Annotated in this window: 12 protein-coding genes; 9 read left to right on the top strand and 3 right to left on the bottom strand. The window is 34.7% G+C overall.

Annotated features, from left to right (window positions below):
- The first annotated feature begins 55 nt into the window (after positions 1 to 55).
- From BM371_RS05095 to BM371_RS05085, 3 genes are read left to right on the top strand one after another with little or no spacing between them, the layout of a single operon-like run.
- Positions 56 to 463: a hypothetical protein gene (locus BM371_RS05095; protein ID WP_034676520.1), complete on the top strand. Its 408-nt coding sequence runs from the start codon at positions 56 to 58 to the stop codon at positions 461 to 463.
- Positions 463 to 999 carry a DUF922 domain-containing protein gene (locus BM371_RS05090; protein WP_034676519.1) on the top strand — a complete coding sequence of 179 codons (537 nt, stop codon included), beginning with the start codon at positions 463 to 465 and terminating at the stop codon, positions 997 to 999. Before BM371_RS05095 ends, BM371_RS05090 begins: the two co-directional genes overlap by 1 nt.
- Positions 996 to 3,695: a PD-(D/E)XK nuclease family protein gene (locus BM371_RS05085; RefSeq protein WP_034676517.1), complete on the top strand. Its 2,700-nt coding sequence runs from the start codon at positions 996 to 998 to the stop codon at positions 3,693 to 3,695. The genes BM371_RS05090 and BM371_RS05085 overlap by 4 nt, the downstream gene beginning before the upstream one ends.
- A 51-nt stretch (positions 3,696 to 3,746) precedes the next feature.
- Here the strand turns inward: BM371_RS05085 and BM371_RS05080 are convergent, their stop codons facing one another.
- From BM371_RS05080 to BM371_RS05070, 3 genes are all read right to left on the bottom strand, one after another.
- A complete protein-coding gene (locus BM371_RS05080; RefSeq protein WP_034676515.1) occupies positions 3,747 to 4,925 on the bottom strand; it encodes an acyl-CoA dehydrogenase family protein in 1,179 nt (392 codons plus the stop codon).
- A gap of 72 nt (positions 4,926 to 4,997) precedes the next feature.
- On the bottom strand, positions 4,998 to 5,738 hold the full coding sequence (locus BM371_RS05075; protein WP_034676513.1) for an NUDIX hydrolase: 741 nt from the start codon (positions 5,736 to 5,738) through the stop codon (positions 4,998 to 5,000).
- 22 nt (positions 5,739 to 5,760) lie between these two features.
- The gene (locus BM371_RS05070) at positions 5,761 to 6,945 is read right to left on the bottom strand and encodes an MFS transporter (RefSeq protein WP_034676511.1); all 1,185 of its coding nucleotides are present in this window, start codon (positions 6,943 to 6,945) and stop codon (positions 5,761 to 5,763) included.
- Positions 6,946 to 7,122: 177 nt separating this feature from the next.
- Between BM371_RS05070 and BM371_RS05065 the strand changes: the two genes are divergently transcribed.
- From BM371_RS05065 to BM371_RS05040, 6 genes are all read left to right on the top strand, one after another.
- Entirely contained in the window at positions 7,123 to 9,906 is a 2,784-nt protein-coding gene (locus tag BM371_RS05065; RefSeq protein WP_034676509.1) for a SusC/RagA family TonB-linked outer membrane protein, read from the top strand.
- 11 nt (positions 9,907 to 9,917) lie between these two features.
- Positions 9,918 to 11,381 carry a RagB/SusD family nutrient uptake outer membrane protein gene (locus BM371_RS05060; protein ID WP_034676507.1) on the top strand — a complete coding sequence of 488 codons (1,464 nt, stop codon included), beginning with the start codon at positions 9,918 to 9,920 and terminating at the stop codon, positions 11,379 to 11,381.
- 2 nt (positions 11,382 to 11,383) lie between these two features.
- A complete protein-coding gene (locus BM371_RS05055; RefSeq protein ID WP_034676505.1) occupies positions 11,384 to 12,814 on the top strand; it encodes a glycoside hydrolase family 30 protein in 1,431 nt (476 codons plus the stop codon).
- A gap of 182 nt (positions 12,815 to 12,996) precedes the next feature.
- Complete coding sequence (bglX, locus tag BM371_RS05050; RefSeq protein ID WP_034676503.1) at positions 12,997 to 15,219, top strand: beta-glucosidase BglX; 2,223 nt, start codon at positions 12,997 to 12,999, stop codon at positions 15,217 to 15,219.
- 203 nt (positions 15,220 to 15,422) lie between these two features.
- On the top strand, positions 15,423 to 16,235 hold the full coding sequence (locus BM371_RS05045; RefSeq protein ID WP_034676501.1) for a glycoside hydrolase family 16 protein: 813 nt from the start codon (positions 15,423 to 15,425) through the stop codon (positions 16,233 to 16,235).
- Positions 16,236 to 16,334: 99 nt separating this feature from the next.
- Complete coding sequence (locus BM371_RS05040) at positions 16,335 to 17,774, top strand: glycoside hydrolase family 30 protein (RefSeq protein WP_034676500.1); 1,440 nt, start codon at positions 16,335 to 16,337, stop codon at positions 17,772 to 17,774.
- The last annotated feature ends 159 nt before the right edge of the window (positions 17,775 to 17,933 follow it).

Raw genomic sequence — 17,933 nt, 5'->3', positions numbered from 1 at the left:
TTAATAAAGAATAATTTTTGTTAATTTTAATTAGAATTTAATCAAATCCTGTATCATGAAATCTCTTTTGAAAATAAGTCTTGCTGCTATAATTTTTGGTATCTCATTTACTTCATGTAAAGATGATGACGATTATCAGACGATCGAATCTGTTGATAAGGTGAAAATCGACAGTGTGAAAATAGTGAACGATACAATGGATGTTTTTTCGGTTCAGAGTATCAGAACGTATTCAACCTATTCATCGGGATGCAAAGGTTTTTACGGTTACGACTACGTTCACTTGTCGGATCTTGAAAGGGATATTACAGCCTATCAGTTTACAACAAACGGTCCGTGTACACAGGCAATTTATACCGGAGCGAATCAGATTAATTTCAGACCTCAAAAAGTGGGAACATACACTTTCAAATTCTGGAACGGAGATAATAGCTGGATCACAAAAACAATTGTAGTGGAATAATGAAGTTTTTTTTAATCGTTTTCTTATTGATTTTTAGCGGATTATCTGCTCAGAAAATTTACTGGAGTGAAGATCAGAAGTTGGTTTGGGATAATTTTAAAAGCAAACGCAACAATTTAGGTGGTTCAACAGTCGTAGCATACACGCATTGCGGTTGGGAATATTCTGTAATTACTTCAAGCGATCCTAAAATTCCTGTAAAAATGACCATTGAAACTGTTTTTAACGAAGATAAATCCTGGAAGGACGATAAGAGAATCAATGATTATGTGCTTCTTCATGAGCAGAAACATTTCGATATTGCTGAAATTCATGCAAGAAAACTGAGAAAAGAAGTTTCGGAAAAAATAAAAACGACTGCGGATTACAATAAACTTTTCAAGACGATTTACGCTAAAATTTCTTCAGAATATAAAAATTTTCAGGCTGCTTATGACCGGGTTACAGAGCACGGAATGAATAAAGAAAAACAGGCAGAATACAATATGTTAATAAGCGAAGAGCTCGAAAAACTAAAAAACTACCAGAAAATTTGAAATTTCTAAACAAAATCATCAATGAATTAATAATTCAGAATTCTGATTTATCGCAATTTAATATTGTTCTTCCCGGGAAAAGACCCATCGTTTTCATTCGTCAGATTCTGGAAGAAAACAACTATTCGGGATTTCTTCCGACTTTTTACACGATTGAAGAACTTATTGTTAACATTGTTGACCAACAAACCATTCAGGGGATTTCTCTCTGGCTTTTTGCGTACGATGTTTATAAAAGTTTAAACCTCATTCCTAATGATGATTTTTCTGAATTTTTAAAATGGTTTCCGACACTTCAGAAAGATTGGGATGATATTCTGAAGTTTTCAGATTCAGATGAAGCCGTTCTGCAGTATATGTTTGATGAAGAGCGGATCAAAGAATGGGCACAGGATTTGGGTGATGATGAAGTTCCAAGGAAAAAATTCCTGAATTTCTGGCGGAACATGAATGTTTTTCTTCCGGTTTTAAAAAAGAAATTAAAAGAAAAAAACTGGGCAACTCCCGGAATGATTCATGAATCTGCAAAAGCTAAAATCGAACAATTTGCTAAAAATAATACCGAGAATTTTGTTTTTTGTGGTTTTAATGCATTTACACCAGTTGAAGAAAAATTAGTGCGAAATCTTTTGCAATGGGATAAAGCACAATGTTTTTTTCAGGCAGATAAATATTATTTTGATGATGAAAGACAAGAAGCCGGGAAATTCCTTAGAAATCATAAAACATGGAAGGAATTCAATGACAGCAGAGCTTTCAATTGGATTGAGGATGATTTTAATCAACCTAAAAACATCAGGGTTTACGAAGTTTCAGGGAATGTTACCCAAACCAAAATTCTACCAGAATTATTTGAAAAAATTGATAATAAAACATTTACCAATACCGCAGTAGTTTTATTAGATGAAAATCTTTTGCCTGCAAGTCTCGATGTCATGCATGCTGTTGAAAATCTAAACATTACAATGGGTTTTCCGTTGAAAAATCTTTCATTTTCAAATGCGGTAAAACAACTTTTTTATCTTCAGAAACAGCTTGAAAAAAGCAAAAGTTCATACTATTATCGCGATGTTTTTCCGATTCTTGAAGAACTTCCTAAATCTGATGAAGACGAAAAAACCATTAATGAATTTAAGTCTAAAATAGAGGAGAGGAACATTGTTTATATCTCTCAAAAGCTTTTTCGGGAACTTTTAGAAAATTTATCTTATTTCAATCTTCTCCAAAAAGCACAATCTGGATATCGTTTTTTGGATGATCTTATTGAGTTTTGCCGTAAAATAAAATGGCTTGAGCTTGATGATATTCAATATGAAAACGTTTCTCATTTTGAAAATGCATTCAGAATCATCAAAAATCAGATCACGCCTTATGGTTTTGATATAAAGATGGAAACGCTTGAAATTCTGATCAACCAGCATATCAATTCAGAAAGTATCGATTTTCAGGGAGAACCTTTGAAAGGGCTTCAGGTAATGGGATTGCTGGAAACCCGTCTTTTAAATTTTGAAAACGTAATTCTTCTGTCGGTAAATGAAGGCAAATTACCTCTAGGAAATTCACAAAACACCTATATTCCTTTTGATATTCGCAGACATTTTGATCTGCACACTTTCCTGGAAAATGACAGTATTTATGCCTATCATTTCTATCGTTTGATTCAGGATGCAAAGAATGTTCATTTGCTTTTTAATGCTTTAAGTTCGGGGGTAAATACAGGAGAAAAAAGTAGATTTATCACCCAAATTGAAATGGAAAGTTCACATCAGATCGAACATATCATTGTCGAGAATTCTTCTGAACCAATTTTGAGCCAGCCCATCGAAATATTCAAAACGGATATTGTTCAGCAACAGCTCTTGAAATGGAAAGAGAAAGTTTCGGCTTCGCATTTGACGAGTTATCTGTATAATCCGGTTGATTTTTATCTTTCTAAAATATTAAATACTTCTGAAGCTGATGAAATTGAAGAAGAATTATCCATCAGAAATTACGGAAATTTAGTGCATTTCACCCTTCAAGAGATTTATGAAGTATTAAAAGGTAAAGTTTTAAAATTAAATGATTTACAGGATTCAATTAAACAAATAGATCAATTTATAGATGTTGCTATCGAAAAGTTGAAACACCAACCGGAATTCTATCAGAAAGGGATGAATTACATTCATCGGGCAATTGCCAAAAAAGTGACTGAGAATATTCTTAATCATGATCTTGAATTGATTAAAAACGGAAACTCTTTAGAGATCATTGATATTGAAAGACGTTTTGAAAGTGTAGATTTTTACCTTAATGATGAAAAATCTGACAAGGTATCTTTCTTTGGATTCATCGATCGAATTGATAAGCTCAACGGAACGATTCGAATTATTGATTATAAAACAGCAAAAACTAAAAATCTGACGGTAAAAATTGATGAGCTCAACAAATCGGATTACTTTCAGAATAGCGATCGAAAACAGGCAATGCAGCTTTGTTTGTATCAATATGTAGTTCAAAGTTTGCCCGAATTTTGGGGTTATCCTGTAGAAACAGGAATCTGGAGTTTTGCAGATGCTAAAAAAGGGGTAGTGTCACTTGAATTTGCTCAGGGGAATCTCGATGATGCAATGGTTTCAATCCAAAATTTAATTCTTGAAATTTTAAATCCTGAAATAAGTTTCCTTGAAAATGTAAAAACGTACAATGCTAGCTAAAATTATAAACCTGACAGGTTTCAAAAATCTGTCAGGTTTGAATTGAGTTATTTAAAAAGCGTTAATTCCTGTAATGTCAAGACCTGTAATCAACAAGTGAACATCATGTGTTCCTTCATAAGTAATTACCGATTCTAAATTGGCAGCGTGACGCATCATCGGGAATTCTCCCATGATTCCCATCCCGCCAAGAATCTGTCGTGATTCTCTTGCAATATCAATTGCCATCTTTACATTATTTCTTTTCGCCATAGAAATCTGAGCCGGACTTGCCTTGTGGTCATTCTTCAGGTTTCCTAACTGTAAACAAAGTAACTGAGCTTTAGTGATTTCCGTTAAAAATTCAGCTAATTTTTTCTGCTGTAACTGATATGAACCAATTGGTTTTCCGAATTGTTTTCTTTCTTTAGAATACTGAACAGCAGTACAATAACAATCAATCGCTGCGCCAATTACACCCCACGAAATTCCGTATCTTGCAGAATTTAAACATGATAAAGGTCCTTTCAAGCCTGTAACATTGGGTAATAAGTTTTCTTTTGGAACCTTCACATCATTGAAAACCAATTCACCGGTTTTAGATGCTCTCAAGCTCCATTTATTGTGTGTTTCCGGAGTTGTGAAACCTTCCATTCCTCTTTCAACGATCAGTCCCTGCACTTTTCCCTCTTCATTTTTAGCCCAAATTACTGCAATATCGCACAATGGAGAATTGGTAATCCACATTTTAGCACCATTTAAAAGATAATGATCTCCCATATCTTTAAAATAAGTCTCCATAGAGCTTGGGTCGGAACCATGATTAGGCTCAGTAAGACCGAAAGATCCGATCATTTCTCCTGAAGCTAATTTTGGTAAATATTTTCTTTTCTGCTCTTCAGAACCGAATTCATTAATCGGGAACATCACCAAAGAACTTTGCACAGAAGCCGCAGAACGTACTGCTGAATCTCCTCTTTCCAATTCCTGCATAATTAAACCATACGAAATCTGATCTAAACCAGAACCACCATATTCCTCAGGAATGTATGGTCCCAAAGCTCCGATTTTACCCAATTCTTTCATCAGATTCGGCAAATCGGTATGATTTTGAGCGGCTTCATCTATTTTCGGCATTACAAAACTTTCTACCCAATCTCTTACAGACTGGCGAATTAGTTTGTGTTCTTCGGTTAATAAAGCATCAATTCCGTAGTAATCGGGAATGCTGGTAAGAGGATAATATGACATGTAATTTAATTTTTCTAAAAGTAAGATTTTTTCGGAACCCTGAAAAAAAAACTTTAAAAATGAGAAAAAAGGCTATTCTTTGATAAATTTATACAGATAAGGCGCTTTGTTGGCAGAACCGTCGTAAAGTTTTTCCATTCTTTCTAAAGAATTGGTGCTTAATATTTTACGCTGAAAATTATTCCTTCTGAATTTTTCCCCTAAAATTGTCTCGTATAATGACTGAAGATCTTTCATGGTGAATTTTTCAGGCAAAAGATTACTTGCAGCAATCTGAGTATCAATGTTTTTTCTGAGATATTGCAATCCTTCAGAAATGACTCTGTCATGGTCGAAAGCCATTTGTGGAAGTTTATTTACTTCAAACCAAGCGCAAGATTCATTAAAAGCATCCGGAAAAGTATTTGCCATCGAAAAATCGATCAGGCTGCAATAACCGACTGTGATAAATCTTTGCAAAATCCAGTGATCAGAAGGAACCTCAAGGCCTTTGTTATTAATTAAAGTTTTGTGAACGTTATTCTTTGTTCTGTCGAGCCTTCCAAAAGTATGAAACTGTTCCAGAAACAAACCTTTAAGATGGGTTCTTTCATATAAAACACGATCTGCGGCTTCTCTAAGATCTTCATCTATGAAAACAAAACCACCGGGAAGAGAATACAAATCCATATCGTGGTACTTCAATAATAAGACTTTAAGGATATTGTCGTGGAAACCGAAAATGGTACAGTCTACTGAGATATTAGGGATAAGATCCTTACTGTCAATGAGTTCCTTTAATGATTCTAAGTTTTTATTGTGATCCGTTTTCATGGGATAAAAATAAAATTATTTTTTAAATTTTATTAGCGCTTAATCTAAAATAAGCAAATGCAAGTATAAAAATAACGACAACAGCACTTAAAATGTACACAGAATAGTAACTAAGTAACTGTCTTTCAAATAATATCGATATGGTAATTGAACTGAGTGAACTTCCCAATGAAGAGAAAATTACAATGAGTGAGGTGAAGGTATTAATTTTTTCTCTATCAATTTTAGCAATCATTTTTGCATTGATCACCGGATAAAGAGGTGAAAGAAACAAGCCGATTACCGGGAAAAGATACAAAAGAACCTTCGCATCATCCGAAAAATAAAATTGAATGATTGATATAATGATGAGTAGGGAAATGGTAAGAAGTAGACAAGTTATAAAATATTTACCTAAAGAAAATCTCTGTATGATTTTAGATGTGATCGTTCTTCCGGCATAAGAAAACAGGGCTAAAAATGAGGAAGCCTGCAATGCAAAAAATGAGTTTACCTTCAAATGATCTTTATAAAAAGCTGGTAACCAGGAGTTGAAACTCTGTTCTGTAAAAACAATAAAAAAGATTACCGCAAAAAATACGACAACCGATGTTTTTCCGAAGCCTGATAAGTCGGGAAGCAACCGGGTATTTTTATTTTCCGGTTCGGATATTTTTAGTTTTGAAAAAAGATACACCGTAAAAAATGAAATCAGTGATATAAATATAAACCCGAATTTCCAGAATTCACCATATTTACTTGAAATAAGCCACCCAAAACCTGTATTGACCACAAAAATTCCGATCATGAAAGAAGCTTCCACACTGTTCATGGTTTTGGCAAGAGATTTTTCTTCGATCATATTATTCCGGATAATTCCGTAAACACAAATTTTTCCTAGTGCAAAACAAGTCCCGATTATCGCAAACCAAAGTTTATAAAACCAGAATACTTTTACAAATGGAAGAATAAGTGAACAGATGGCAACAAACAAAAGCGAAAAAACGAGTGATTTTTTTGTTCCGAATCTGCTGATGAAATTTACTGCAAAAAGTGAAATAAAAGCAATGGGAATATCCTTAAATGATTCTAAAAAACCTAACTTATCATAAGTGATATTTTCCTGTGAAAGCTGAATGATAATGATGCCCATGCAATTCAAAACCATTGAGAAAATAAGGAAAGTTAGCTTCAACGGAAGAGAAATATTGGGCTGCTTGAGATTCATTTTGGGGATAAATTTTTAGCTAAGAATTGAATTTTTTACTTTGTTTTGCCTGATTTGATAGGCTTTAAAGTCCCAAAAATACAGGAAATATTAAAATAATTATTAAATAAATGTTAAATGTTCAAAAAAAAATATATTTTTATTGTCTCAATTTGAGAATTAAAAAACAAACTGTATATGAATGTAAAAATATCAAGAAGTATCGGGCTGGTTGCAGCGCTTTACTTTACGGCAAATTTCCATGCACAAACAGCGCCGAAAGACACTGTTCAGAAAGAACAGAAAATTGAGGAAGTGGTTGTAATTGGTTACGGATCCGTTAAAAAATCAAACCTTACCAGTGCCGTTTCTACAGTGAAGTCTGAAACTTTTGATGACAGACCGATTTACAACGTCGGTCAGGCATTACAAGGTAATGCAGCCGGAGTCAACGTCATTCAGTCTTCAGGAAAACCGGGAGCTGCAATTGATGTAAAAATCAGGGGTAACAACTCTATTTCTTCGAGTGTAAACCCTTTATATGTTGTTGATGGAATTCAGACGTTTGATATTAGTGGAATTAATCCTGACGATATTACCGATATGACAATTCTGAAGGATGCAACTTCTGCTGCAATTTATGGTATTAATGGTTCTTCAGGAGTAGTGATTGTTACTACAAAAAGAGGGAAAGCAAACAAACCGCAGTTAGGTTTCAATGCTTACTGGGGTATGTCTAAAACCGTTAATAATATTGATGTTTTAAATCTAGATCAGTATAAAACGTTAATGGCGGAAATTAATCCTTCTTACTTAACAACCATTAACAATCCAAGATATGAAGGTATTAATACCAATTGGAGAGACGAAGTATTTAGAACAGGTTTTGATCAGAACTATAATGTTAATTATTCTTTCGGTAACGAAAATGTAAGAGCATACACTGCTTTGGGTTATCAGGGAATCGACGGGATAATTGATCCTGCAAGATTCGACAGAGTTTCGGCAAAAGCAAATTTAGACGCTAAAATAGCTCCCTGGATCAAACTTACGGCGAATTTTAATTATATTAATACCGGATTAAAAAACACCAATGATAATCTTGGTACTTCAAGAGGAGGAGTTATTTTAAGTGCGTTGAATACACCAGCTTTTCTTCCTATTTACGGCAGTCAGCTTGCGATAAGAGACAAAGATACTGCAGGAAATTACTTAGATGGTTATAAAGACGGACAATTTGCTTTAAACCCATTCCAGTCTTCTTGGGAAAACCCTGTGGCTTATCAGTCAAGACAAAACGAGACTCGTACACAGCGTTTTTTAAGCAATTTAGGCTTAGAAGTAAACATTCTTAAAAACTTAGTTTGGAAGCCAACAGTTTCGTTTGATTTTATAGATGTAACAAATGATCAGTTTACTGATGGTTACCAGACGAGTTACGGAAGACAGCAAAAAGGTATTGGAGGCAAATATTTATCGACTTATCAGGATTTAAATATTGAAAACACCTTAACTTATACTATAAAATCAGGAGTTCATGATTTAGCTTTATTAGGTGGAAATCAGATCCATGAAAAGAGAAACTCATGGAATAATTTTGAAGGAAACAACTTTCCTGAAGGCACAACTTTCTTTGATTATAATACAGTAATTGATAATAAGCGTGAAAGTCTTGTAAAAGAACATTTGAGAGAATTATCATTCTTCGGAAGAGCTCTGTACACCTATGATAACAAGTATACTATTATGGGAGTTTTCAGATATAACGGAAGTTCAGCTTTAGCTCCCGGAAATAAATGGGGATTCTTCCCTGGAGTTTCAGCAGCGTGGACTGTATCTAATGAAGATTTCTTAGCTGACAATAAAATCTTATCCGAATTAAAATTGAGAGGAGGATGGGGACAAAGTGGTAATGCTTCAGGAATTCCTCCATATTCTCATTATAACCTTGAAAGAAATTCACGTGTAGGTCCAGATGGTGTCTGGTACAGTTATCAGTGGGATAGTAGTGACTTGGGTTGGGAAACAACTACGGATGCAAACATAGGTTTAGATTTTGGCTTCTTAAACAATAGAATTAAATTGAGCATAGATGCTTACAAAAGAAAAACCAAGGACTTAATTGTTCCTATTTCATTCGAAAGTGCTGGTATCGGAAACATTCTTAAGAATATTGGCAGCATGGAAAACAAAGGTTTAGAATTTGCTCTAAACACGCAGAATTTCAAAGGAGAAAACTTTAATTGGAGCACAAATTTCAATATTTCATTTACAAAAAATAAGGTATTAGATTTAAATTATAGACCAAACATTGATGTAGCAAATATTGAAACGGTTGGAGCTAATTTAGTAAGATTTACACCTGGTCAGGCAATAAGTTCTTTTTACGGTTATCAAGTGAGTCATGTCGATTCTCAAACAGGTGATTTGGTATACAAAGATAATAATGGAAATGGAATTTTTGACCCCAATGACAGAACAATAATAGGAAATCCAAATCCGGACTTCAGTTTTGGTTTCAGCAATAATTTTTCATATAAAAACTGGTATTTAGATGTTTTGGTGACCGGATCTTACGGAGGTGAAATTTACAATGCTTCAAGATTTGATCTTGAAATGATGAATGATTTTAAAAATCAATCTACAGCGGTCTTAGACAGATGGACTACTCCTGGACAAATTACAAATACACCAAGGGCTAATTCTCCAACTTCGCAGTATGTATCTGATAGATTTGTGGAAAATGGTTCTTTCCTTAAAATTAAGAGTGCTACACTTGGCTATAATTTCTTAAGTCCCTTCAAAGGTGTAAGTAAGATAAATCTCTATATTACGGGACAAAATCTACTAACTTGGACAGATTATACAGGTTTTGATCCTGAAGTAAATGCATTCAATACAACAAATGGTGTTTCAGGTGTTGACTACGGAACTTATCCTCAGGTAAGAACTTTTATTTTCGGTCTTAAAGCTAATTTTTAATTTAAATTCTCATGAAAATTAATAAAACAATATACTATTTTCTACTTGGAGCAACTTTAACTCTAGGAACAACTTCTTGTAGTGATTATTTGGATACGGAGCCACTTACTGATAGAGCAGTGCCGAATAATGATACTCCCTACACAAAAGCGGATCAAGCGGAAGGTTTGATGACTGTTATCTACACAGATTTGGGTAACGAATACTGGCAGTTAGATTATTTTTTTAATGGTGATGCGCAAACGGATGTAGCTCATGCAGGAAGTGATAATATTCAAAATTTTCAAATTGATGAATACAGAATTATCGCAACCAATTCAAACGTTAACAGAGACTGGAATTATTTGTTCAGATTTATCAATAATTGTAATAAAGTCCTAAATTACGTAGATAATATTTCGGATCCTGCACTTTCAAATTCTCGAAAAGCGGAAATGAAAGCTGAAGCTGCGATTATGCGAGCAATGTACAATTTCCACGGCGTACAATTGTGGGGCGATTTTCCTTTAGTAACAAAAGCAGTTGTTGGAGTAAATGCAGATAATTTCGATGAAGTTTACAGTCAAGTTTATCCTGCAAGAAAACCTGTGAATGAAGTTTATGCTCAAATCATCTCAGATTTGGAAGGAGCTATTGCGAATGCTCCTGCGAGTTCAAATAAATATAGAGCTACAAAAGGTTTAGCTATGGCTCTATTGGCGAAAGTATATGCGACAAAACCCAATCCAGATTATGCAAAAGTCTTAGATTATACATCGCAGTTAATGGGGCAAGGATATTCTTTGCTTCCCAATTACGACCATTTATTTGATGGAGCTCATGAAGCCAATGCAGAATCAATTTTTGAATCCAATGGAAATACTGGAACTATCTGGGCTTGGGGATCATCTATGTTTTTTGGTACAGACTGGAAAAAATTCAATACTCCTTCTTATGATCTTATAAATACTTTTAATATAGAAAACGACTTGGTTAGAAAAAATTCAAGTATTTGGGTTTCTCCTACCACCGTTGATTGGTCAGATAACTTTTGGCCAAGTTCAAGTTTTCCTTTTATGTATAAATTAAGAAAAACGGATGGTAGTCAGAATTTTTATGTGATGAGATATGCCGATTTATTATTAATCAGAGCGGAAGCTTTGGTTCGTCAAGGTAATTTCACAGATGCTGCAGCGCTGGTGAACCAAGTGAGAGCAAGAGCGAGTTCAAGTTTAACACCTATTACAATTGCTAATACTGATGACGGAATTAATAAGATTCTTAAAGAAAGAAAGTTAGAATTAGCATTCGAAGGTCACCGTTGGTTTGATTTGAAACGAACAGGAAAAGCAATTGAAATACTTTCTCAACAAAGGAATGCAGCTGGTAACTTATTACCATATGTAAATAATTTGAACCAAAACAGATTATTGTGGCCTATACCACAAACTCAACTTGATAACAACCCTAACTTAACCCAAAATCCTGGATATTAAATATGTTCAATAAAAAATCATATAGTTTCTTTTTAAAGAGTACTGCACTGCTATTTAGCGGTGTGGTACTTTTATCTTTAACGTCTTGTAAATCGACAATAAATACGAAAGATCAGGTTCAATCCTGGTTGACGAAAGGAGATGAGAGCGTAAAATTACAGCAACAATTACCTTTAGTTTTTGTAAATACATCCAACAACTTTCAGAATATTGAAATTGACGACACTCAAAAATTTCAATATGTTGACGGTTTCGGTTATACATTAACGGGCGGAAGTGTTGAAGTAATCAATCGTCTTTCATCAACAAAAAGAAAAGCTTTGTTGAACGAACTTTTCGGGAAAGATGAAAATTCGATTTCCATCAGTTATTTAAGATTAAGCATTGGCGCATCTGATTTGGATGGCGAAGTTTTTTCTTATGACGATTTGCCTCAAGGTCAAACTGATCCAAGTTTATCAAAATTCAGTTTGGCGAGAGATAAGGATTTAATTGCGATGTTAAAAGAAATTTTAGCCATCAATCCGAAAATCAAGATCATTGCAGCGCCTTGGTCGCCACCGGTTTGGATGAAAGATAATGGGAAATCAGTTGGGGGAAGTCTTAAGCCTGAATTTTATGATGCTTATGCAAAATATTTTGTCAAATATATTCAGGGAATGCAGAAAGAAGGAATAACCATTGATGCAATTACTCCTCAAAACGAACCGTTACATCCGGGAAATAATCCTAGTTTGTTGATGGTTTCTGATCAGCAGAGAGATTTTATCAAGCAAAGTTTAGGACCAATTTTTAAGTCAAATAATATTAAAACTAAAATTGTCGTTTACGATCACAATTGCAATAAGCCAGAATATGCCATCAATATTTTAAATGATGGTGAAGCAAACCAATATATCGATGGTTCAGCTTTTCATTTATACGAAGGTGATATTTCAGCTTTAAGTACAGTTCATAATGCACACCCTAATAAAAATTTATATTTCACAGAGCAATGGACGGGTGCAAAAGGTACTTTCAATGAAGATTTAAACTGGCATACCAAAAATGTTGTGATTGGTTCTATGAGAAATTGGAGCAAAATCGCTTTAGAATGGAATCTTGCCAACGACACTGAATTTAAACCCCATACTCCCGGAGGTTGTACAGAATGTAAAGGTGCAATTACGGTTTCAGATAAAGAGAATTTTACGAGAAATGTAGGGTATTATATTATCGCTCACGCATCAAAATTTGTTCCTGCCAATTCTCAGAGAATATCTTCAACGCAGACGGATAACCTGTCTACAGTGGCCTTTAAAACCTCTGAAGGAAAAACGGTTTTAATAGTTCAGAATTACAGCAAGACAGATGAAAATTTTAATATTAAATATAACAACAAAACAGCTCCTGTAAACATTACAGCAAGTTCGGTTGCAACTTATGTTTTTTAAATTTTAAATGACACATTTAGATGTTTTGAGAATGAAAACTCTGTGTTCTTTGTTAAGTGAAATCGAAGATTCGACATAGTCAAACACCTTTGCGAACTTAAAAAAATCAACAGTATAATTTTCAAAAAAAATCTTTGCGGACTTTGCGTTAAAATTTAAAGTTAGAGCAAAATTAAATTACAATGAAAAAGCTTTATTTCATACTAGCATTTACAGTATTTGGTTTCAATTCTTTTGGACAAAAGACAATCGATCAGAAAGTTTCTGAATTATTGTCGAAAATGACTTTAGAAGAAAAAGTAGGGCAGCTTGTTCAATACAGCGGATTTGAATATGCGACAGGTCCTCAGAATTCCAACTCTGCAAATGTTTTAAATGAAATAAAGCAAGGCAAAGTAGGTTCCATGCTGAATGTAGCAGGAGCAGAAGAAACACGTGCTTTTCAAAAATTAGCTTTGCAGTCAAGGTTAAAAATTCCTTTGTTATTCGGTCAGGACGTTATTCACGGATACAGAACAACTTTTCCTGTAAATCTTGGACAGGCTGCAAGCTGGGATTTAGGTTTAATTGAAAAATCTGAAAGAATCGCCGCAACAGAAGCCTCAGCCTACGGAATCCACTGGACTTTTGCTCCAATGGTTGACGTTGCCAGAGATCCGAGATGGGGTAGAGTGATGGAAGGTTCGGGTGAAGATACTTACTTGGGAACACAAATCGGTTTGGCAAGAATCAAAGGTTTTCAGGGGAAGGGACTTGGAAATATTGATGCTATTATGGCTTGTGCAAAGCATTTCGCAGCATACGGAGCGGCAGTTGGCGGAAGAGATTACAATTCTGTTGACATGAGTTTAAGACAATTGAACGAAACTTATCTTCCTCCGTTCAAAGCAGCTGCAGAAGCGGGAGTTGCAACTTTCATGAACTCTTTTAATGATATCAACGGAATTCCGGCAACGGCAAACAAATATATTTTAAGAGATTTATTAAAAGACAAATGGAACTATCAAGGTTTTGTGGTTTCAGATTGGGGAAGTATCGGCGAAATGGTTCCTCACGGGTACGCAAAAGACAATAAAGAAGCTGCCGAAAAAGCAATCATTGCAGGAAGCGATATGGATATGGAAAGTCGTGCTTATATGGCTGAACTTCCAAAGTTGGTTCAGGAAGGAAAGGTTGATCCGAAGTTGATTGATGATGCGGCAAGAAGAATTTTAATTAAAAAATTCGAGATGGGATTATTTGATGATCCTTACAGATTTAGTAATGAAAAAAGGCAGAAAGAACAGTTAAACAATCAGGAAAATAGAAAATTCGGAAGAGAATTTGGTTCAAAAAGTATTGTTTTACTGAAGAATCAAAAGAATATTCTTCCGCTTTCAAAAACTATAAAAACGATTGCATTGATCGGGCCTTTCGGAAAAGAAACCACTGCTAATCACGGTTTTTGGTCGGTTGCATTTAAAGATGACAATCAAAGAATTGTAACCCAATTTGATGGAATTAAAAATCAATTAGACAAAAACTCAACTTTACTCTATGCAAAAGGCGCAAACGTTGATGATCAGGATAAATCGATGTTTGCAGAAGCTGTAGAAACGGCAAAAAAAGCAGACGTTGTCATCATGACTTTAGGCGAAGGGCACGCCATGAGCGGTGAGGCGAAAAGTAGAAGTAATCTGCGTTTCACGGGAGTTCAGGAAGATTTATTAAAAGAAATTGCAAAAACCAGAAAACCGATTGTTTTAATGATCAACGCAGGAAGACCTTTGGTTTTTGACTGGGCTGCAGACAATATTCCGACGATTGTTTACACTTGGTGGTTGGGAACGGAAGCTGGAAATTCGATCGCGGATGTTCTTTTCGGAACAGTAAATCCGGGTGGAAAACTTCCAATAACATTCCCTAGAACGGAAGGGCAGATTCCTGTGTATTACAATCATTACAATACAGGAAGACCAGCGAAAAACAATACAGACAGAAATTACGTTTCCGCTTACATCGATTTGGATAATGATCCGAAATTCCCGTTTGGGTATGGTTTAAGTTATACTCAGTTTAAATATTCTGATATGAATTTAAGTTCAACAAACCTTAAAGGAAATCAGACTTTAAATATCAGTGTAAATGTTTCCAACACCGGAAATTATGATGGGGAGGAAGTGGTGCAGTTATACATCAGAGATTTGTTCGGAAAAGTGGTAAGACCTGTGAAAGAATTGAAAAATTTCCAAAAAGTGTTCATCAAAAAAGGAGAAAGTAAAACCGTAAACTTTACGTTGACTCCGGAAAATTTAAAATTCTACGATGATGCATTAAACTATGATTGGGAATCCGGAGAATTTGATATTATGGTAGGAACCGATTCTCAAAATGTTCAGACAAAAAGAATCAATTGGTTAAAATAAATATTAGTTTACGAAACTGAGAGCGGGATAAAACCCGCTTTTGGTGGTAAAAGACTGAACGTTTTTTATAAGAGCATTAATAGAAAGCATTGTTTGTCATTCTGAAAGAAGCGCAGCGTATAGAAGAATCTATTAAAACGGATTTGAGATTCTTCCTTCATCAGAATGACAAACTTTGAAAATAAATTAAACTGAATAAAACTTTGAACATAAAATTCCAACATATCATTACCATTTTAGTCGGAGGAGCTTTAGCTTTTTCTGCTTCAAATTGTGCTTCAAACAAGCCTGATTCCAGCAGAAAATTAATCTGGAATGATGAATTTAATGGAAATGGTTTACCAGATTCCACAAAATGGAATTATGACGTCGGAGGTGATGGTTACGGTAACAATGAAGCTCAGTTTTATACCAAAAACCGTTTGGAAAATGCAAGAGTTGAAAACGGAAATTTAGTCATTGAAGCTAAAAAAGAAAACTGGGAAAAGAACAAATATACTTCTGCAAGGCTTTTAACCAGAGGGAAATTTTCCTTTCAATATGGAACGGTTGAAGTTCGTGCAAAGCTTCCGAAAGGTCGCGGAACATGGCCTGCCATCTGGATGATGAGCGAAAATATGAAGAAATGGCCGGACGATGGGGAATTGGATATCATGGAACACGTTGGTTTTAATCAAGGTTATATTCATGCTTCGGTTCATACTAAAAAGTACAATCATATTATCGGAACTCAGAAAACTGATACGTTGATCATGAAAGATGCAAGCGAAAAATTTCATGTCTATAAAGCGGATTGGACACCTGAAAAAATTGATGTTTACATTGATGATCAAAAGTTTTTCACCTATGAAAATAAAGAGAAAACCTATGAATCTTGGCCTTTTGATCAACCATATTTCATCATTTTAAATTTAGCGGTCGGTGGATTTTGGGGCGGAAAAGAAGGAATTGATGATTCTATTTTCCCTCAGAAATATTACATTGATTATGTAAGAGTCTATCAGAATAAAAAATAAACGTTGCAAAATTCCCCTCCTTTGGAGGGGTGGATAAATATTCGAGGAAAATTTAGACGGGGTGGTTTAAATATAAATAGAAAAAAGAAGAAGAAATAAATGAAAAAGCTAATTGTAAGTTGTTTTGTAATCGGAATTGTATTCAATGCAAATGCTCAGAATTACTGGAAAAAGAATGCAGGAAAAACAGCGAAAGTAATTTTCACCAATTCTAAGACCAACGAAAAAATGGTCGATAAAGGAATGGTGAAATTCGAAAAGATGGATCAGCCAAAAGAAACTGATGCCTGTATTTTTGTAGATCCAGATTTTAAATATCAAAAACTGATCGGAATCGGTGGTGCTATCACAGATGCATCAGCTGAAACTTTTTATAAACTTCCAAAGAATAAGCAGAAAGAAATTATTGATGCTTATTATGGTAAAAATGGGTTGGGTTATACGGTTGTTCGTACCAGTATGAACTCGTGTGACTTCTCAAGCGATTCTTATACTTATGTAACAGAAAATGATCAATCGTTAAAATCATTCAACGTTGCGCATGATGAAAAGTATAAAATTCCATTAATTAAGGAAGCTCAAAAAGCAATTGGAAAAGATTTTACCTTCTATTTTTCTCCCTGGAGCCCACCAGCCTGGATGAAATCGAACAAAAGTATGTTGAAAGGCGGAAGGCTGGAAAATGCTTTCTATCAAACCTGGGCAGATTATTATGTGAAATTCATCAAAGAATACGAGAAAAGAGGAATCAATGTTTGGGGATTGACGATTCAGAATGAGCCGATGGCAACGCAGACTTGGGAATCCTGTATTTATACTGCCGAAGAAGAGGGAGCTTTTCTTAAAAATAATTTAGGACCAACGCTTTGGAAAAACGGTTTTAAAGATAAAAAGGTGATGATTTGGGATCATAACAGAGACTTGATCTACCAAAGAGCTACAACTACTTTGAGCGATCCTGAAACTTCAAAATACGCCCATGGAATCGGCTATCACTGGTACGAAACATGGAATAACAAAACTCAGTTATTCGACAATTTATTAGAAACGCAAAGAGCTTTTCCTGATAAGTTTTTAGCGTTTACGGAAGGTTGCAAAGAGCAATTTGATATGTCGAAAATTTACGATGTAAGCTTAGGCGAATTGTACGGAAGAAATATGATCAACGATTTCAACAAAGGAACCGTTTTATGGACGGATTGGAATGTACTTCTTGACGAAACAGGCGGACCAAACCACGTTGGAAACTTCTGTTTTGCACCAATCATCGCCGATACAAAAACCGGGGAAGTTCATTATACGTATGAGTATTATTATGTTGGTCACGTTTCTAAATTCATTAAGCCAAATGCGCAAAGAATCGGAAGCTCATCTAACAGAGCAGCTTTAACTTCTACTACTTTCATGAATGAAAACGGACAGTTAGTTACTGTCATCATGAACGACTCTGACAACGATATCGATACGAATCTTTGGATCGAAGGAATGTCGGCCAAGTTATCTGCACCTGCACATTCTATACAGACTATAATTTTATAGATCACTTCGTATTAACATTTTTATTATGTTTCGGCGGAGCCTTTGGCTCCGCCGAAACTGTTTATATAGGGTTCAAATGATCATAAATTCTATGTTTTAGATATAATTTATAATGATGTAAAAAAAAAACGCGTGGTATATAATTTTGTATTATTTTTA

It is taken from the genome of Chryseobacterium formosense (assembly GCF_900116415.1).
Lineage (GTDB): Bacteria > Bacteroidota > Bacteroidia > Flavobacteriales > Weeksellaceae > Chryseobacterium > Chryseobacterium formosense.
Note: the sequence above shows the minus strand (reverse complement) of the source record. Positions and strands in the feature narration are given on the sequence as shown.

Excerpts from the sequence above, each read along its gene's own strand:
- BM371_RS05095 (WP_034676520.1), top strand. The coding sequence starts at position 56 with ATGAAATCTCTTTTGAAAATAAGTCTTGCTGCTATAATTTTTGGTATC.
- BM371_RS05090 (WP_034676519.1), top strand. The coding sequence starts at position 463 with ATGAAGTTTTTTTTAATCGTTTTCTTATTGATTTTTAGCGGATTATCT.
- BM371_RS05080 (WP_034676515.1), bottom strand. The coding sequence starts at position 4,925 with ATGTCATATTATCCTCTTACCAGCATTCCCGATTACTACGGAATTGAT.
- BM371_RS05075 (WP_034676513.1), bottom strand. The coding sequence starts at position 5,738 with ATGAAAACGGATCACAATAAAAACTTAGAATCATTAAAGGAACTCATT.
- BM371_RS05070 (WP_034676511.1), bottom strand. The coding sequence starts at position 6,945 with ATGAATCTCAAGCAGCCCAATATTTCTCTTCCGTTGAAGCTAACTTTC.
- BM371_RS05065 (WP_034676509.1), top strand. The coding sequence starts at position 7,123 with ATGAATGTAAAAATATCAAGAAGTATCGGGCTGGTTGCAGCGCTTTAC.
- BM371_RS05060 (WP_034676507.1), top strand. The coding sequence starts at position 9,918 with ATGAAAATTAATAAAACAATATACTATTTTCTACTTGGAGCAACTTTA.
- BM371_RS05055 (WP_034676505.1), top strand. The coding sequence starts at position 11,384 with ATGTTCAATAAAAAATCATATAGTTTCTTTTTAAAGAGTACTGCACTG.
- bglX (WP_034676503.1), top strand. The coding sequence starts at position 12,997 with ATGAAAAAGCTTTATTTCATACTAGCATTTACAGTATTTGGTTTCAAT.
- BM371_RS05040 (WP_034676500.1), top strand. The coding sequence starts at position 16,335 with ATGAAAAAGCTAATTGTAAGTTGTTTTGTAATCGGAATTGTATTCAAT.